This window comes from Citrobacter sp. CtB7.12, from assembly GCF_001297795.1.
In the GTDB taxonomy this organism is placed as follows: domain Bacteria; phylum Pseudomonadota; class Gammaproteobacteria; order Enterobacterales; family Enterobacteriaceae; genus Citrobacter_A; species Citrobacter_A amalonaticus.
The window spans coordinates 75857-93365 of the sequence record NZ_LIFT01000004.1; the positions used below are offsets into that span (position 1 = coordinate 75857).

Sequence of the window (17509 nt, forward strand, 5' to 3'; positions counted from 1 at the left end):
GAAAAATGAATTGCATCACTGAATGGCGACACTCATGCCACCGTCGGCCATAACTACTGCGCCGACAATGTAACTGGCCCTGTCTGAAGCCAGAAAGGCGGCGACTTCTGCGATTTCATCGGGGTGGGCTGCACGGCCAACCGGCGCTTTACGACCATGCTCTGCCAGATATGCCTGCCCGTCGGGCTGGATTGTATTCGTGATGTTTGTCACCGCATCTCCGGAGCCGACTGCATTAACACGAATACCGTGAGTGATAGCTTCCAGCGCGAGTGTACGGGTTAACTGTGCCAGCGCCCCCTTGGAAGCTGCATAGGCGGCGATACCGGGAAAAGACTGATAACAGGCGTAAGAACCAATATTAACGATTGCACCCGATTTTGCCGCCATCATTGGGCGCATGGCTTCCCTTGAGAAAAGAAATGCGCCCGTGGCATTAACAGCCATGACCTGGTTCCATTCCCTGAGCGTCATTTCTGCCACCGGCTGGTTGATGATGATGCCAGCGTTGTTGATTAAGACGTCGAGGCGACCGAACTGTTCTGTTGCAGTCCGCACGGCCAGTTCCGCACTGGCTTCCTGAGTCACGTCGGCGACAACGGGGACAATACCTTCACGTGCCAGCGCATTGACATTATCCCCCCGGCCAACTGCGACGATACGTGCGCCCTGGCGGTGCAACAGTTCGACGGTCGCCAGGCCGATACCGCTGGCGGCACCGGTGACGATCGCAACACGGCCTGCAAAGGGCATAGCCCTGGAAAAAGAGCCTGACTCTGACATGAACACTCCTGAATAAATGAAAACATGTTTACGGTTAATGAGGACTGGCCACAGGACGGACGATGAGTTCGCTGATATCAACGCCAGCGGGTTGTTCGATGGCATAGGCGATTGCCTGCGCCACGGGCTCCGGAGGTAAGGCGATGCGCCGGAATTCGCGCATGGCAGTCCGGGCTGTTTCGTCCGTAATATGATCGGCAAGTTCTGACTCGACCACTCCCGGGCTGACCAGCGTCACCCGGATCGCATCGGTCTCCTGCCGAAGCCCGTCAGAAATAGCGCGCACGGCAAACTTGCTGGCGCAATAGACAGCGGCTGTGGGCGAGACCGTATACGCGCCTGTGGAGGCAATATTAATGATGTGACCATCACCCTGCTCCTGCATGATCGGCAGGACGGCGGCTATCCCGTGCAGAACGCCCCGAACATTGACATCCAGCATGCGGTTCCACTCTTCGACCTTCAACGCTGCCAGCGGTGAGAGTGGCATAACGCCAGCGTTATTTATGAGCGCGTCAATACGTCCGTGCTTCTCCAGCGCCCTGGCTGCGATGCGTTGCAAATCTTCTTGTCGCGTGACGTCAATTGCCATGGCATCAACACTACCCCCCGTTGCCCGCAACTCTGTCGCCAGTGCGGTCAGTTTTTCAATACGTCTGGCACCGATAAACAAATGATGCCCCTTCCGGGAAAGATGACGGGCTGTGGCCTCACCTATACCACTACTGGCACCGGTAAGAATGACCACTTTAGACGTTTCTGATACCACTGTTTTCATCACTCCTCCTTGCCTGTCACCGGGCGGGACAGGGAATGTCATTGGAATATCAAACAGGCAGGTATCATAAAGAGAGGGCACATACGACGACAGGCCTGACACTCTTGCATCATTGCCTAATCCTATTTTCTTTATTGATTTTTAAGCATGCAGGGAGTGAAAATATAATCATTAAATTCAATTAGCAGGTCTGCTGTATGCCAGAAAGATTGCCCTCCATATCTCAACAGTCCGAAATGGCGGCTATGATTTGCCAGCTCGCCCCTCATGAAGGTCACACCCGTACGTTGCTGGATGGCGTGCGTCTGATGCGTGCTGACGGCGCGCTGGGGCGTACCCCCGTGTTGTACGAACCAGGCATTGTTATTGTCTGTCAGGGGCACAAAAGAGGTTACCTGGCCGACAGGGTTTACCACTACGACCCATTGCACTACCTGGTGCTGTCAGTACCTCTGCCATTTTCAAGCGAGACAGATGCCAGTCCGGCAGAGCCTTTGCTTGCTGTGTCCATTCGTCTGGATATGACAGCTGTGGCAGACCTGGTTATGGCTGTCGATCACCATGCCACTGCATCAGGTTCACCCGTTGGCATTGTCTCCACACCACTTGACGACACGCTGGCAGATACGACAGTTCGTCTTCTGAAGGTATTATTTTCACCACTTGAAGCGCGGGTTCTGGGCCCGGGGATTGTGCGGGAGCTGATTTTTCGTGTGCTGCTGGGTGAACAGGGTGGAGCCATTCGTGCTGCGCTGGCCTGTCATGGCAACTTTGGACGTATTGCACGTACGTTACGGCGTATCCACCTCGATTACGCCCGTCCACTGGATGTGGCTTCACTTGCGCACGAAGCTGGCCTGAGCGTTCCGGCTTTTCATGCGCATTTCAAAGCCGTGGCGGCGACTTCTCCCATTCAGTACATCAAGTCAGTGCGTCTTCATCAGGCGCGACTGATGATGATACGGGATAACGTTACTGCAGCAGGGGCAGCAGCGCGGGTCGGCTACGAAAGTGCGTCGCAGTTCAATCGGGAGTTCAAAAGACTGTTTGGTCGCAGCCCCGGAGAGGAGACACGTAAAATGCGCACAGCATTCGCACTGATGGAACCTGCGCAACTCGAAGCAGCGACGTCGACACACTAATCTGCAACTGTCGATATTCATGCGCAAATGTTCACTGTAAACCGGACTGAGACGCCAGGACGCTAACAGTTCATGCTGATATGAAGGTTATCTGAATAACCTGTAGGATTTTCGTTCGTAACAAAAATGTCAGCTACACCTGCCGGCACATCAACACCGGCAGCCAGAACCAGTATGTACCTGTACCTCTGTGAACTGCGTGGAAGACGAACGTAAAACATCGCAAAACCTGGTGCGAAAGCGTAAAGCAGTCGTGCCATTTATATGCGCAGATTGCCGGGCTAACCGTCCTGCTTTCATCACCAGGTTTTCAGGCCCGTTCGAGTTACAAACCCAGCTTGTCTTTCATTTCTTTTTCTTCAATCGCCTTGGCAATAGCGTTTCTCATCACTTTCAGAATGATCCCGCTGAACATGGCCGTTAAACCGATGGTAAAGAATGCCGTAACCGCAAGGTCAATTAACCAGAATCCTGAATGAACAAGAACGGGCCTGTAAATTGCAACACCGGCAAAAACCACCCAGTGACTGAAACAATAAAAACAACTGAACAGGTAACCTGCCATGGCATTTTTTTTGACCATCCATTCACGCAACGGGCGAAACATTTCCTGCTGTGTGACGGTGATTGAAATGCAACTGGACATCAGTGCAATGACGAGGCAGACCCATAACTGTTCTGACACATTATCGAATGACATAAAAAATACTCTCTGTATGGATTTCATGTAATAGTATAAGATACATGATATCGCACCGCTTATGCAACAACGAAAGTTTCATAAGAAGCTTCGCAGTAAACAGGATAAAAAATGAGAAAAGACCACCGGCTGTCCCGTGCATTACACGTGCTGATACATATGGATAAAATACGCGATCCCGTTACCTCGGAAGATATAGCATTGATGATCAATACGAATCCGGTCGTGGTCAGACGCCTTTTCCAGGGGCTCAAACAGGCGGGTATCATTCATTCTGAAAAAGGGCATGGAGGTGGCTGGACACTCCAGAAATCTCTCGGAGACATCACTCTCCTTCAGGTTTTCCACGCTATTGGCAGCACTGAACTTTTTTCAATAGGCTGGGCGACTGAGCATGACAAATGCCAGATAGAGGATGCAGTTAACAATGAAATAAGTGATACGCTTGAAGAGGCTAGGTGTCTGATTACGAACCGCTTTGCTGAACTTACCCTTGATAAGCTTGTGCCGGAAGTCCTTAAACATAAATAAATTCAACAGCCGGGCATCATATAATGTCCGGCTGTTGAAAGGTCATGATAAATTTTTAGTCTGAAGCCTGTTCTGTTACCGGCCGTTCCTCAGGCGCGTCCGGTAAAGTGGCCGAGTGCAGTGGTTTCCCTGATATTTGTCGGGCTAACAGGTAGAACACGGGAGTCATAAACAAGCCAAAAAGGGTGACGCCAAGCATTCCAGAAAATACCGATATCCCGATAGACTGACGCATCTCAGCGCCAGCGCCATGCGATATCATCAGGGGGATTACACCCATGATGAAAGCCAGTGAGGTCATCAGAATAGGACGCAGCCTGAGACGGCATGCTTCCTTCACTGCGCTACAGGCAGACTTACCTGAAAGTTCAAGTTCACGGGCAAATTCAACGATAAGAATGGCATTTTTAGATGCCAGCCCGACCAGGACGATAAATCCAATTTGCGTAAAGATATTATTGTCCCCATGAGTGAGCCACACCCCGGTAAGTGCAGAAAGGATACTCATTGGAACAATCATAATCACAGCCAAAGGGAGCGTAAGGCTTTCATACTGGGCAGCCAGCACCAGGAATACAAGGAATACACAGAGTGGGAAAATCCAGACGGCACTGTTGCCTGCAAGAATTTGCTGGTAGGTCAGGTCTGTCCACTCATACTCTACGCCGGGTGGAAGTGTTTTCATCGCTATACGTTCAATCTCTTCCATCGCCTGACTTGAAGAATAGCCTGGAGCAGGAGCGCCACTAAGATCGACCGCTGTAAAACCGTTATAACGGGTAACCAGCTCAGGACCGTGTGTCGGCTCAATACGGGCTATGGCAGACAGCGGTACCATATTGCCATCGGCATTTCGGGTCTGTAGTTTCAGTATATCCTCCGGGGTCGCCCTGAACTCTGCGTCGGCCTGCATTCTTACCTGATATACACGACCTATTATATTGAAATCATTTATATAATATGAGCCAAGATAGGATTGTAATGTTTCGGTGATATCACTGATGTTCACCCCAAGTTGTTTGGCGCGATTACGGTCAATATCGACATTAATTTGTGGAAAATTATTCTGGTATGTTGAAAAAAGTGGCGTCAGCACAGGTGATTTAGCTGCTTCTGCCTGAAAGCGTCGAAGTACTTCGGCCATTCCGTCATAACCGATATTTCCTCTGTCTTCAAGCTGCAATTTGAATCCCCCCAGGGAACCCAGACCCATAACGGGTGGTGCCGGGAAAACGGCCGCAAAATCTGCGCCAGGAAGTGACTGATATCTGGCATTCAGAGAGGCGGCAACATCATCTGCGCTGATGCCAGGCCGTTGCTCAAAAGGCTTGAGGAGGACAAATGTCAGGCCGGAACCAGGGCTTGTGGTGGTGCCGTTTACGGACAATCCAGCATAAGAAGATGTGGAAGATACTCCTGGCTCACTTCGTGCTATTTCATTCATTTTTTCCAGTACCCGGTCTGTTCTGGACAATGATGCGCCAGCAGGAAGCTGCACAAAACTGATAAGGTATTCTTTATCCTGAGCAGGGATAAACCCCCCAGGTACAGACCTGCCCAGTAACAGCGTAATTGCCAGCAGAATGCCATAAATCACCATAATCAGGATCTTGCGCTGGCCAAGCGCGCCAACACCTTTTTCATATCGCCTGGCACTACTGTTGAACAGGCGGTTGAAAACAGTAAAGAACCGTCCACAACTACGATGCATAATGCGCGTAAGCCAGTCGCTGTCTGAATCACGTGACTTCAGCAGCATGGCAGAGAGAGCCGGTGAGAGCGTAAGGGAGTTAATAGCGGAGATAATCGTTGAAACTGCTATTGTCACTGCAAACTGCTGATAAAACCTCCCGGTCAGGCCACTCATAAAAGCCAGCGGAACAAATACGGCACTCAGCGTCAGCGCGATCGCAATAATGGGACTACTGACTTCCTGCATAGCCTTGCAGGCGGCATGATATGGCGTCATGCCTCTTTCTATGTTTCTTTCTACATTTTCAACAACAACAATGGCATCATCAACGACAATGCCAATAGCCAGGACGAGGCCAAAAAGGCTCAGGGCATTGATTGAAAATCCAAAAAGGTACAGAAATGCCATTGTGCCGGTTATTGAAACGGGAACAGCCAGCAGAGGAATGATTGATGCTCGCCAGGTCTGGAGGAAAAGAAAAACAACCAGTACCACGAGGAGTATGGCCTCAAAAAGAGTATGAAGCACAGCTTCTATACCCGCCCTGACTGATTTGGTTGGATTATAAACTATCTGGTAATCCAGTCCTTCAGGGAACTGTTTTTTCAGATCTTTCATTGTGCGACTTACCTGTGAGGCAATTTCCAGAGCATTTGCGCCCGGAGACTCCTGTATGGCCAGCGCTACCGCAGGCTTTTTATCCAGGTAAGTACGCATGGCATAATTTTCAGCGGCCAGTTCAATACGGGCGACATCCTTCAATAATGTCGTTCTGGTATCCTGTCGGGCATGGAGCACAATGTTGCCAAATTCTTCAGCCGTTTTAAGCCGACCGCTGGCATTAACTGACAACTGTAACGGTGTTTCTTCTGCCATAGGGGCTGCGCCAACGCTTCCCACTGGTGACTGGGCGTTTTGTTCACGGATAGCAGAGGCGACATCTGATGTCGTCAGTCCGCGAGCAGCCATAGCATCAGGATTAAGCCAGATTCTCATCGCGTAACCACCGGGGCCCCATACTGATACCTGGCCAACTCCCTCAATACGCGAGAGCTGGTCTTTGATGTTACGTATGGCGTAATTACTGATGTAATTATCGTTATATCTGCCATCAGGCGATATCATATGAACGGCAAGTGTGATATTCGGCGAGCTTTTATTCGTTGTGACACCCAGTCGCTGGACATCTTCAGGTAACCGGGGCAGAGCCTGCGACACCCGGTTCTGCACCCATTGCTGAGCCTGATCGGGATCTGTGCCCAGTTTGAAGGTCACTGTCAGATAGAGATTGCCATCCTCATTTGAAAGTGACTGCATATACAGCATATTCTCTACGCCGTTCACAGTTTCCTCTATTGGAGCTGCAACCGTCTGTGCAATCGTGGTGGCATTGGCTCCAGGATACTGGGCATGAACGATAACGGATGGGGGGACAACCGGTGGGTATTCCGATACCGGTAGACGAAATATGGCGATAATCCCTGCCAGAATGAACAACGCAGACAGTACTCCAGCAAAAACCGGCCTGTCGATAAAGAATTTTGATACTTTCATGATGACTTATTTCCTTCCCGGGATTTTGACGAAGGGGATTCGTCTTTGCTGACAACGACTGTTTCACCGGGACTGACCAACTGCGCCCCACCGGAAATAACTCTGTCACCCTTATTGAGGCCTTTTTTCACAACAATCAGTTCCCCCTGTCTGTTTCCCAGTTCGAGGGGGCGATATTCAACTTTGTCATTGTTTCCGACTACCAGAACATAGCGTCTGTCCTGGTCGGTGCGGATCAGTGACTGGTCAATCAATACTGCTGTATAAGATTTGCTTGCCTGGAGTCTGACCCGGGCCTGTAAACCGGGAAGCAACCTTGATGATGGATTATCAAGAAGTGCGCGCATCCTGATAGTGCCGGTTTCAGTACTGAGATGATTATCCACAGAATGAAGAATGGCTTTATGTGGATAATCTTTTTCATCGGCCAGTCCTACCAGCACTTCAGGTTTGTCTTTATTTGAAAGCTTGTCGATATAATTAAGATAGGTTCGTTCATCCGCATTAAAAGCGACATACAAGGGATCAAGAGCAACAATGGATGCAAGAACCGGACTGTCAATACCGGCTGCGACCAGATTACCGACTGTCAGTTCTGCTCTGGAAATACGGCCAGTTATCGGTGCGGTAATCCTGGTATAGCTTTCGCTGAGCCTGGCGCTCTCGACCTCAGCTTCGGCAATCTCCCTGGCTGCTTTCGATTCCCGGGCGGCATTGTTCAGAACGTCATAATCGCGCTGTGAGATAGCATGGGTCCCGATAAGTTTTTTACCCCGGGACAGATCCAGCAATGCCAGGTCCTGCTTCGCTTTTGCCTGCGCGTATGCTGCACGAGCCCGGGCCAGTTCAGTCTTATAAGGGGCTGGATCGATAATAAATAAAATATCGCCTTTCCTGACCAACTGACCATCCCTGAACTTAACATCCACAATCTCGCCTGTAACTTTTGAACGTACAGCGACCTCATCGGTGGCTTCCAGTTTTCCCGAGAATTCGGCCCAGTCGTTTACCGTATGAACAACTGCGGACGTAGTTCGCACCGTTTTAAGGTTTGATGTCTCAAGTGCATACGCGTCGGGTATGACGCTCTGTTTTGAAAGGAACAGCCCGATGACAGCCAGTGTACTGGTTAAGCACAACATGCGACGTTTGAACGATACAGTCATAAATCAGTCCAGAAATGATTTGATTATGAAATCGGACGTTAAGAAATTTATCGATGCTTAACGCCAAACTTTTTGTCTGAGTTGCTTCACTGATACGAGGGCGCAAAAGGATCTGGCTAGCTGGTATCAAAAAGCGAAATCATGTAACTTCATATGAGTCATGAGATAGGCTATCACAAGAAACAGATAAAGTTACATGATATTTTTGCGTGAAGAGTTTTTCTCTAGAAAGGTTTTAAGCTCAAGGAAAGAAGAGATTGCTATATTTAAGTAAATTCATGCATTAATGTTGTGATGTGCTCGCCATAAAATGTGGACTGAACTGTCCTAACTCCCGTAGACGATCCTGCCCTATAAATGTCTCTGGTATGTCTGTTAAACCCGTGGTGATTGATGGTATTTAATAGGTATACCCATTTGATACCATATTGACATAAGCTCCATTTGCTCTGAAAATGAACAGGCTTATACGTTGCTTTTGCAACCACCAATGATTCAGTAGCCTGTGAGAATCGCCTTCGGGTGGCTACAACAAAAGCTCCTGTAACCTGAAAAGGGGCAAAAAATTGGTAAATCTGCACACCTTTGAGAGCAGATATCGTCAATTTAAGCGCACTATGACGCGACGATAAAGGTTCCTTCTGTACTAACCAGACAGTCAGAATGTTGTTTTTTCTGACTCCCCGACGGGAAACACTTCCCGCTCGGGCAGGTGTTTCCTTTTTTTATGGAGAAACACAATGTCTGTCATCTCTTCTGCGATTTTCCCTGAACATATCCTTACTCAGCTTCAGCAGTCTGCTGACGCAGCTGTCCGGAAATTGAAATCTTTCATTTATCTGCATCGCAACAGCAGCTGGTATGTCAACGGCTCGGGCAATTATGCCGTCCGTGCGCATATCTCTTCTGTCAAAGACCAGGGCGTTAACGTCTTTCTTACCGTTCGTACCGGTTGCCACCGCGCCGAGTATGTTTTTCACCGCCTGCCGGTTTCCTTTCCTGAGGGAATAACAGGTCGTCGAAACGCATACCGCCATGCCTGCCGTCAGGCACAGCATCTGGCACACCTGCGCTACCGTTTTCTTTCCGGAGGGCATTCTCATGACTGAAGCACTGCACGATGTCACTTTTCGTATTCTGTCGATGTCTGAGACGCGACGGGATGTATGTCCCGCTCAGTATGGCCCCGTAAGTGGCGTTTTCATCCGGGGCGAAATCCTCAGAGATAACGTCTCCTGTGGCGAACAGGTTTTTGTCGCACCGCTCGGTGATTGTGATCCAGCTGACCCCGAACTTTGCGTCTGGTGTCAGTATTACGGATATTCTTCCCGGGTTAAGGCCGGCGACATACTGGATGGTGTGGCCGTTTCTGGCATAAATTTCGCTGATCCACTGTCGTTAGCTGTGCTGCAACGCCTCCGCTTTAATCCTGAATATGTGTATCAGGAGCAGAGGCACTGAACTGATCGGCTGATGAACGCCGGCCGAAAATGTTGTGGACCCTGACGGGGATATCTCTCCGTCGGAGGGAATATCCCGTTATTTACCTGAGGATATACCCATGCACACAGACGTTTATACGCTTAAAACTCCACTGGACACGCTCAGCTGGCTTTGCCTGCTTGAGAGTGAACTCCTGAGCATCAGGGCATTCCAGCGTCTCGATCTACATACGGACCGGGATGAACCGAATGAACTGACATTTCTGGAAGATTCCATCATTGGGACCGGCACAGCTTATGGCTGGTTTGTCTTTTTACTCGGGGAAGGCGATATTCCGCCTTTGCCTGATACGTCTAAAAATCTGCTCTTCACGCTGGACGAGCTGGGAAAAGAAATTAACCGGCCCTTCTGGGAGAAGGCCGTGGATGAAGGTATCCAGGATGCCCGGTGTGATCGGGCTATAGCGGCTCTCGAACGGATGTAACCAGCAGACAGAACACACCCTGACGGGGATTTACTCCCGTCCGGGGGATAAATCCCCCTTTTTTTTCTTCGCGGAGGATTTATCAATGAAAGGCCTGTCTTCTTCCCCGGCTTCCATGTCGGTTGTCTACACCATCGAGCACGTCAGCACGGTTCCGTTGCGTCACTGGCATGCTTTCGTTCTGGCCGTAACAGAAACCTTCTGGCAACTGCCGGTGCGTCTGCGTCCGGGAAATATGTATCTGCCGTCGCTTAACCGCGCGGCTGACCTGTTTCCGGTTGCTGATGTCATGGCGTTCTGTGGCGATTCAGGCGGCTGTTTCTGGCCGGTCAACATGACCATTGAGCGGGAGCGCAGCCACAATACGCTGAGTATCCAGGAGCTGGATTTTCAGCATCAGCCCTGCGATTTCTTTGCGCGTGTTGTGATGGTCCTGCTGCATAACCTGTGTCCGGACAGCTTCCGGATACATTCTTCAGACGAGGGTCGCAGCTGGGCGTTACCGTTACGCTGGATTGAACAACATCTCGGCCTGCCTGAGCAACCGACGCTGAGCGCGCCTCAGCCGGTACTGAAAACACCGGTAGGCGAGGGCGCGTTTGATTCCCTGCTGCTGCAGCTGCTCTCCGGTGGTGAGCGGGTGCTGAGCAATGAGGACTGGAACGCATTCGTGCTGGCGGAATTCCATCTGTACGAACTGACGCGGGTCGCGGAAACATCTGACTCGTTTTAAACAGTAATGACTTTAACCCCGTCGGGAGAGATGACTCCGGACGGAGCGGCTCTCCCGTTTTTACAGGAGAGCCCCATGCTTTTTTTCGACAATAAAGACCTGACGAACGTCCTGCTGACCGCCCGCATGCAGGGAGGCCAGCTTCATCTGGCAAAGGATGAGGGTGTTTATCTGATGCCGGCCACCGGTGCCTGGCAGGGCAACGATCCGGTGCCGCGTATTGCGTATGCCGCAGGGTGTCACCCTCAGAAAAATGAGGACTGGTACGACACGGCGCGCCTGCTTGCCGGCGGCGATGATTTCATTGAATCACTGACGATAAGCGACGCGATCGCCACCTCTGTACTGTCCGGCAGGACGGACCTGAGGATCCTGATTACCGACACACAGATACAGGTGCTCACCGCAGCGACTGACCGGGTGAAAGTGGCGCAGTATCGCCAGAAGGCCGATCAGCTTCTGGCGAGTGCAGTCAGTCACTTCAGTGCCTGTGTCGGGCCTGATGAACTCTGCCGCTGGCGTGAAAACGCCGTGCGTCTGCTGACGCAGGCGGCCTTCATCAGCTGTAAGCGGGCGAAGCCTGAAGATCATCAAACCTTTCTGAACGCCTGTGGCAGGCTGCAGGCCAGGTTATCGCAGGTGACCCCGCAGGGTGCGCTGCGAATAACCGGACGTTAATTCACCCCGGCAGGGACTTTTCCTGCCGGAAAGGTTCCTGCCTCTTTCTGAACCGAAGGAGGCCCGTATGGGACTGGATATTTTTCTCTACAGCCAGCACCGGCAGATCGTCGCAGTACCGGCACCGTATCATCCGGTGTGTGAACTGAGCCGCGATTTTTCACTGATTACCTGGGTGGATAAGCATGTCGGTGAGGTGGAAAACGCGACCTGTCTGGAACTGTCACGCGAGCATATTCAGCAACTGAAAGAGAGGCTGGACTGTGCGATTGCGACATTTACAGAGGGTAATGAGGATAATCCGCTTCTTCAGCGCCGGCTGCAGTACGTTTTCACCCTGCGTGACAGGCTGGAAAGCCTGCTCAGTGATTTTGACTTTGAACATGAATACCTGTGGTTTTATGCCGCATGGTAACTGACTTCTGAATTTCCCGTCGACGGGCGTATCTCTGCGCCCGCCGGCGCAGGGGTATGCCTCTGATTAAAGGTATATCTCATGAAAAAAACGACTTCACACAAGGCGGCCCGCCGTCCGGCAAAACAGACTGACCTTTATCGCCAGATCACCGACCGCATTGTTGTCGCGCTGGAAAACGGCGTCGCGCCCTGGCGTAAGCCGTGGCGCGCGGCCGCCGGCAGCGGTCTGGCCGGTCTGCCCCTGAATGCCACAACCGGACGTCACTACAGCGGCGTGAATGTCCTGCTTCTCTGGATGTCAGCGGAAGAGCAGGGTTTTCGCAATAACCGCTGGATGACTTACCGGCAGGCGCAGCAGGCTGGCGGGCAGGTGCGTAAGGGTGAGAAAGCCACCCTGGCGGTGGTTTATAAGGACTGGACGAAGCAGGCGGAGGATCGCGAAGGCAACCGCCTTTATGACAGTGACGGTAAACCGCTGATGGAAACCGTGCCGATGCTCAAACCCCTGCAGCTGTTCAACGCTGAGCAGTGTGAGGGATTGCCGGCAGAGGTTGCGGCTTCTCCTGAACAGCCCCCGACGGTGGATGAGGACGGCATACTCAGCCCGGACGTGATGAACAGGGTGATCCGGATGTTTAACGCCACTGGGGTTAAACACCGGATGCTGCCTCAGAACCGGGCTTATTACCGCCCGCTGACGGATGAAATTGTGATGCCGATGGCTGAACAGTTTTTTACGGAGGCGGACTGCTGGTCCACGCTGTTGCATGAGCTGGTACACAGTACCGGTCATGCGAAGCGACTTAACCGGGAGGGGATAACCTCCTCATCCCGGCAGTTCGGGGACCCGGTGTATGCCTTTGAGGAGCTCATCGCCGAAATGGGCAGTGCGTTTTTGTGTGCCCAACTCGGGGTGTTCGGTGAGGTTCAGCACGACAGCTATGTGGACCACTGGCTGAAGGTGCTGAAATCTGACAAAAAGGCCCTGTTCCGCGCCTGCCGGCATGCCCGGGAAGCGTCGGAATATCTGCTGGCACTGCCTGAAAGTCAGGCTGTGGCGGCGTAATTAACTTATCCGGTGACGGTTATTCCGTAACTGTCGCCGTCCCGTGAGGACACCGCTCCTCACGGGGCTGTGTCCTCTTTTTTTTATGAAAGAGGAGTATTCACTATGTCCGAATGGTGTCATAACCGCCTGGAAATCACCGGTAAATCCGTCTGCATCGATGTCATGCTGCAGTGGATAAAAGGCACTGACGTACCGCGTCACCGCCACGCCGTGCAGCAGAGCATAAAGCTGTTTCTGGCCGGCGCGGCGGGGATACTCAAGCCGGTGCGCACCACGTCGTATCCGCCCTGTCAGGGGCTGGTCCGTGCAGGCACAGGGCTTTCCACTGCGGCCAATCAGGCGTTTGAAAGCTGGCTGATATTGTTGCTGAAGGATGCTGTCCTCGATGCGGAAACTATCAGGGCCATTGACCGGCTGTATCACCAGTCAGGTCTTGGTGCGCTGAAATGGGAGAATATTCCCGACCCGGCACGTGAGGTTATGGCGGAGCTGATTGCCAGACAGTACACCGACTGGTTTGGTCTGGTCAGCGCCGGCGATGAGTCTGATGCCGCAACTGCCTGGGAGCGGCTCAGCCAGTATCCTGAACGCTCCCAGCCCTGCGATATGCTGGCCGTCATACCCACGCGGCTGGCAGCAGAGCTGAACGGTGCCGGTGGGCTGATGTCCGGTGTGTCGACCACAACCAGCCTCTACTGCCGGCAGTACGGCATGGAGTGGCCGGCCGGGCACAATGTCAACTGGCAGCGCCATACGCTAAACAATCTTACGCTGCAGATGAATACGCCCTGGCTCCCACCGTCAGGTGAGGTTGTCGGGGAAATTTCAGCGGTATTTGACTGCGAGGTGCGTCACAGCTACAGCGAGCCCGTGAGCGGGCTCAGCGGTTACGACTGCTATGACGGCGGTGAACATGTTGACGGACACAAAGGCGCGTCCGGCGCGCCTCAACCCGGACAGGTGCTTTATCTCGTCAGCGATGAGCCGGCGTTACCGGCTCAGGAAGCAGTATCTTATCGTGAGGTCCGGGGGTAAAAGCCTGTTCCTCCGTTAACCCAGCCACGGCTCTGCCGTGGCTTTTTTATCGTAAAAGCCAGATGACTTGAGAATCACACTCCTGACTAACATGTTAATCTCAGTTATGGAAAGTACTGCACAATTTTTTTAACGTAGGAAAGGTTTAACTTAAAAGACATACATTTTCATTGACGCATGAGCAGGGTGGTGATATTAAAAACAAAATACATTAGAAAAACTAAAACTATGCCTATTTTAATCAAAGAAGATTGCATTGATGATTTGATACATTCTCTACATGCGGAAATCTTAGAAAACGGTTCGTTAGTTTCTCCGACAAAGGGAGAAAACTACGAAATATTAGGGGCTTACCTTGTTCTTACCAATCCCATATCCAGAATTAGTAGAACTGAGTCACGCAGTAAAATAATCAGTTGCTTAGGTGAGCTGCTATGGTATTTTTCTGGACGAAATGAATTAGGTTTTATTAAGCATTATATTCCTAATTATCATGAGTTTGCTGAGGTTGATGATAAAGTACATGGTGGTTATGGCCCACGTATAATGAATATGCATGGGAATATTAACCAGTTAAAGAATATCATTAATACCCTTAAAAAAAAGAACTCAACAAGAAGAACGGTAATCCAACTTTTTGATGCAAAGGATTTGGTCCCTGAAGATAAAAATATAGAAGAGTATAAGGATATACCATGCACAATTTCACTTCAGTTCATTATAAGAGAAAATAAACTAGAGTTATTTGTGAATATGCGTTCCAATGATGCTTTTAAGGGTTTTACACATGATGTATTTGCCTTCACTATGTTACAGGAGTTTGTAGCCAGATTGCTAAAATGCGAACTCGGTAATTATCACCATTATGTTGCGAGCATGCATATTTACAAGAGTGATGTTGATAAAATAAAAAAACTTCAAAATGAAGGTTTCATGAGTACAAAGCCGCTCATGAGAGAAATGCCTAATATAAGTGGGCTCGATTTTATTGACAAAATCATGACCATCGAGAAGTTGTTAAGGGAAGACAAGATGCTCGATATTTTTTCACTGGATATTGATGATTATTGGAAGGATCTATTTAGAATAATAAAGATTTATTTCTTACTAAAGTCAAAAAATCAAGTGGATAAAATTTTTGCCGACTATGAAATAAAGCAGCTTTCTAATACTAATTATAGACTTTTCTTTGAGAGTAGATAATATGAGCTATGAAAATACCAATCCGAGGCGTCATGTTGCTGTTCCAGATATTATCAAAAAACTTGAATATTTCTCTGAACATGATTTTTTGCTAAAAGGACTTAAAAGTGAAATGCATTTTGTTACTTTTGCAAAACAAATCGCTGACAGTATTAGAAGGATTGAATATGTAGAAAAGATTTCTCCTTCTCATAAAAAAATTCATGAACTTAGAGCAGATCCGAATTCTGAAATATTTGACCCATTGCGTGCAGCATACATACATCTAAATAAGGGGGAGTACGATGAAGCATGCTGGAATGTTTTTTTGGCTACTCACTTTGGCAAAAATATATCTACGAAATGGCAGCTGTGTCGTGATATTTATAGCGGGTTAGGAACGGAAACATGGAGCTGGTATAAGATAACAGATGATTTTGTGGGTTTTGAAAAATGGTATAACGATGCTAGTCAAGAATTAGTCAGAAATAGCACTCTAAGACAATATGGCAATCATAGAAAGTATGAGACACTAAAGGCTAATTCAAAACGTTCAATACCAAAAGTATTTAGGTCTTATTTGGACTTTATAGGAAATACGAAAAGCCATGAAGCACGATTCGAGGAGGCAAAAACCATAGCTAAAACACCTGAAGATCTCTTCAGTCTGTTATATTCAAATATGAATTCAGTGCTTTCTTTCGGCAGAACTGCAAAATTTGATTATCTTACAATGCTAAAAAAAATATCATTACTCGATGTTGAACCTGGGCATTTATTCTTGCGCGGATCGACTGGGCCTGTAAAAGGTTGTAGGCTCTTGTTTAACGGAGATAAATTGAATGGGGATAGAGTGGATTTATTAGACGAGAAATTGAAAGCTCTTGCGGAAATATTGGATATTCCTTATTTAAAAATGCAAGTGCTTGAGGATTCTTTATGTAACTGGCAAAAATCCCCAAGCGAGTATTTATATTTCGGTGGTTGAAATATTAAATGATATCTTCTTTTTTATATCTCACCTTAAACTTATTAAGGTGAGTATAAGGGATGATTTCTCTATGCTGAAGATAACCTAAGCAAATCCCTTTAGAGACTCCGATCTTTCTTGCTATACGCAATATAGGTTTCCAGTTCTTTACACTACAATTTTCCAATTGCTTTCGGAATTCGCAAGGTATAAGCGTGTCTGCAGCGAAGCGATTGGCCTCTTGTTCATCTTTATTAGAAACATCGATATCTCCTTCAAGCCGCACGCTCAGTTCATCATGTAAGATTAAATGCCCTAGCTCATGGAAGAGTGTAAACCAAAAATGGTCATCAGTCAGATATCTGAAGCTAACAATGACAGTTGGTTTGTTGTATTCAAAAAAGCAAGTTGCCCCGCTTGCTCTGCATCCAGCTGGAGTAGGCAAAACAACAAAAGATACACCCGCACTTGCAAGTTTTTGTTCTAACGCAGGAATAAACGTACTCAATTTAGGTTCTGTCGTTAGTTTTCTTATCTCTGGGATTAGAGATTTTAATTTTTCTTTAGACCAGGCTACATGATCCCGTTGCTTACTGATTTGTGCAGCTCGTGTTAGCCAAGCTAAATCAGCCATAGGTTCCGTCTTGAAGCTTAAGGATTTTCTGAATGCAACAAGTGGAGCTTCAGTATTTATCTTATCGTAAAAATCTCTGACAGAGTTAATATCAAAAAATTCTAGGCATTTTTTTAACTTTAACTCTTTAGAACTGCATTTAGCAATCCACCCGAGTTTTGTCATATCTTTAACGGGAAGAGAGGCTAACCATTCATCATTAACATTATTGATGTAAGCTACTTGGGACCGATAAGCCATTTCCCTTTTTAACCAGAAGGAAATGGAGACGTTAAAAATATCCTGTAATTTTGTGGCAATAACTTCATCAAGGCAAATTTCACCCTTAAGCAGCTTTTGACCTTTAGGCAGAGGAAGTCCCATTTTTCTGCTTAGCTGCTCATCAGACAAACCGTGTTCATCCATCAGATCGATGATCGTGTCTCCGGGCGGGGAGACCCAGTCTGGGTTAAAGTCCTGAGTAACAATCATTTTTCTGTACCTATAAACATTAGCTTAATCCTTTTGACCAAGTCCC

General features: G+C 48.9%; 18 protein-coding genes. 12 read left to right on the plus strand and 6 right to left on the minus strand.

What is annotated here, in order from left to right; translation table 11 throughout:
• Window positions 1-15: 15 nt before the first annotated feature.
• The gene (locus AOY24_RS07070) at window positions 16-783 is read right to left on the minus strand and encodes an SDR family NAD(P)-dependent oxidoreductase (protein ID WP_054176400.1); all 768 of its coding nucleotides are present in this window, start codon (window positions 781-783) and stop codon (window positions 16-18) included.
• Window positions 784-817: 34 nt separating this feature from the next.
• Window positions 818-1561: an SDR family oxidoreductase gene (locus tag AOY24_RS07075; RefSeq protein ID WP_054176401.1), complete on the minus strand. Its 744-nt coding sequence runs from the start codon at window positions 1559-1561 to the stop codon at window positions 818-820.
• Between the two features lie 236 nt (window positions 1562-1797).
• On the opposite strand from AOY24_RS07075, the gene AOY24_RS07080 reads away from it, so the two are divergent.
• Window positions 1798-2703, plus strand: a complete 906-nt coding sequence (locus AOY24_RS07080; protein ID WP_038807512.1) for an AraC family transcriptional regulator — start codon at window positions 1798-1800, stop codon at window positions 2701-2703.
• 325 nt (window positions 2704-3028) lie between these two features.
• Here the strand turns inward: AOY24_RS07080 and AOY24_RS07085 are convergent, their stop codons facing one another.
• Window positions 3029-3403, minus strand: coding sequence for a hypothetical protein (locus AOY24_RS07085; RefSeq protein ID WP_044173415.1), 375 nt, complete (start codon window positions 3401-3403; stop codon window positions 3029-3031).
• Between the two features lie 111 nt (window positions 3404-3514).
• On the opposite strand from AOY24_RS07085, the gene AOY24_RS07090 reads away from it, so the two are divergent.
• A complete protein-coding gene (locus tag AOY24_RS07090; RefSeq protein WP_048330677.1) occupies window positions 3515-3934 on the plus strand; it encodes an Rrf2 family transcriptional regulator in 420 nt (139 codons plus the stop codon).
• Window positions 3935-3989: 55 nt separating this feature from the next.
• On the opposite strand, the gene AOY24_RS07095 is transcribed toward AOY24_RS07090, so the two are convergent.
• A complete protein-coding gene (locus tag AOY24_RS07095) occupies window positions 3990-7181 on the minus strand; it encodes an efflux RND transporter permease subunit (RefSeq protein WP_054176402.1) in 3192 nt (1063 codons plus the stop codon).
• A complete protein-coding gene (locus AOY24_RS07100; protein WP_054176403.1) occupies window positions 7178-8347 on the minus strand; it encodes an efflux RND transporter periplasmic adaptor subunit in 1170 nt (389 codons plus the stop codon). The genes AOY24_RS07095 and AOY24_RS07100 overlap by 4 nt, the downstream gene beginning before the upstream one ends.
• A gap of 740 nt (window positions 8348-9087) precedes the next feature.
• Here AOY24_RS07100 and AOY24_RS25175 point away from each other — a divergent pair.
• The 10 genes from AOY24_RS25175 (at window position 9088) to AOY24_RS07150 (ending at window position 16376) form a co-directional block, all read left to right on the plus strand.
• Window positions 9088-9456, plus strand: a complete 369-nt coding sequence (locus AOY24_RS25175) for a hypothetical protein (RefSeq protein WP_054176404.1) — start codon at window positions 9088-9090, stop codon at window positions 9454-9456.
• Entirely contained in the window at window positions 9449-9808 is a 360-nt protein-coding gene (locus tag AOY24_RS07110) for a hypothetical protein (RefSeq protein ID WP_054176405.1), read from the plus strand. Before AOY24_RS25175 ends, AOY24_RS07110 begins: the two co-directional genes overlap by 8 nt.
• Window positions 9809-9908: 100 nt before the next feature.
• On the plus strand, window positions 9909-10274 hold the full coding sequence (locus tag AOY24_RS07115; protein ID WP_006781400.1) for a hypothetical protein: 366 nt from the start codon (window positions 9909-9911) through the stop codon (window positions 10272-10274).
• 85 nt (window positions 10275-10359) lie between these two features.
• Window positions 10360-11007 carry a hypothetical protein gene (locus AOY24_RS07120; protein WP_048330672.1) on the plus strand — a complete coding sequence of 216 codons (648 nt, stop codon included), beginning with the start codon at window positions 10360-10362 and terminating at the stop codon, window positions 11005-11007.
• Window positions 11008-11082: 75 nt separating this feature from the next.
• Complete coding sequence (locus AOY24_RS07125; protein WP_031624628.1) at window positions 11083-11685, plus strand: DUF3085 domain-containing protein; 603 nt, start codon at window positions 11083-11085, stop codon at window positions 11683-11685.
• A gap of 67 nt (window positions 11686-11752) precedes the next feature.
• Window positions 11753-12100, plus strand: a complete 348-nt coding sequence (locus tag AOY24_RS07130; RefSeq protein WP_029591441.1) for a hypothetical protein — start codon at window positions 11753-11755, stop codon at window positions 12098-12100.
• 81 nt (window positions 12101-12181) lie between these two features.
• Entirely contained in the window at window positions 12182-13168 is a 987-nt protein-coding gene (locus AOY24_RS07135; protein WP_054176406.1) for an ArdC family protein, read from the plus strand.
• A 105-nt stretch (window positions 13169-13273) separates the two neighbouring features.
• Window positions 13274-14206, plus strand: a complete 933-nt coding sequence (locus AOY24_RS07140; RefSeq protein ID WP_054176407.1) for a DUF1281 domain-containing protein — start codon at window positions 13274-13276, stop codon at window positions 14204-14206.
• Window positions 14207-14395: 189 nt separating this feature from the next.
• On the plus strand, window positions 14396-15409 hold the full coding sequence (locus AOY24_RS07145) for a thymidylate synthase (protein ID WP_235507521.1): 1014 nt from the start codon (window positions 14396-14398) through the stop codon (window positions 15407-15409).
• A gap of 1 nt (window position 15410) precedes the next feature.
• Complete coding sequence (locus AOY24_RS07150; protein ID WP_054176408.1) at window positions 15411-16376, plus strand: hypothetical protein; 966 nt, start codon at window positions 15411-15413, stop codon at window positions 16374-16376.
• Window positions 16377-16380: 4 nt separating this feature from the next.
• Here AOY24_RS07150 and AOY24_RS07155 read toward each other — a convergent pair whose 3' ends face one another.
• Window positions 16381-17463, minus strand: coding sequence for an XRE family transcriptional regulator (locus tag AOY24_RS07155; RefSeq protein WP_042998080.1), 1083 nt, complete (start codon window positions 17461-17463; stop codon window positions 16381-16383).
• Window positions 17464-17509 lie beyond the last annotated feature (46 nt).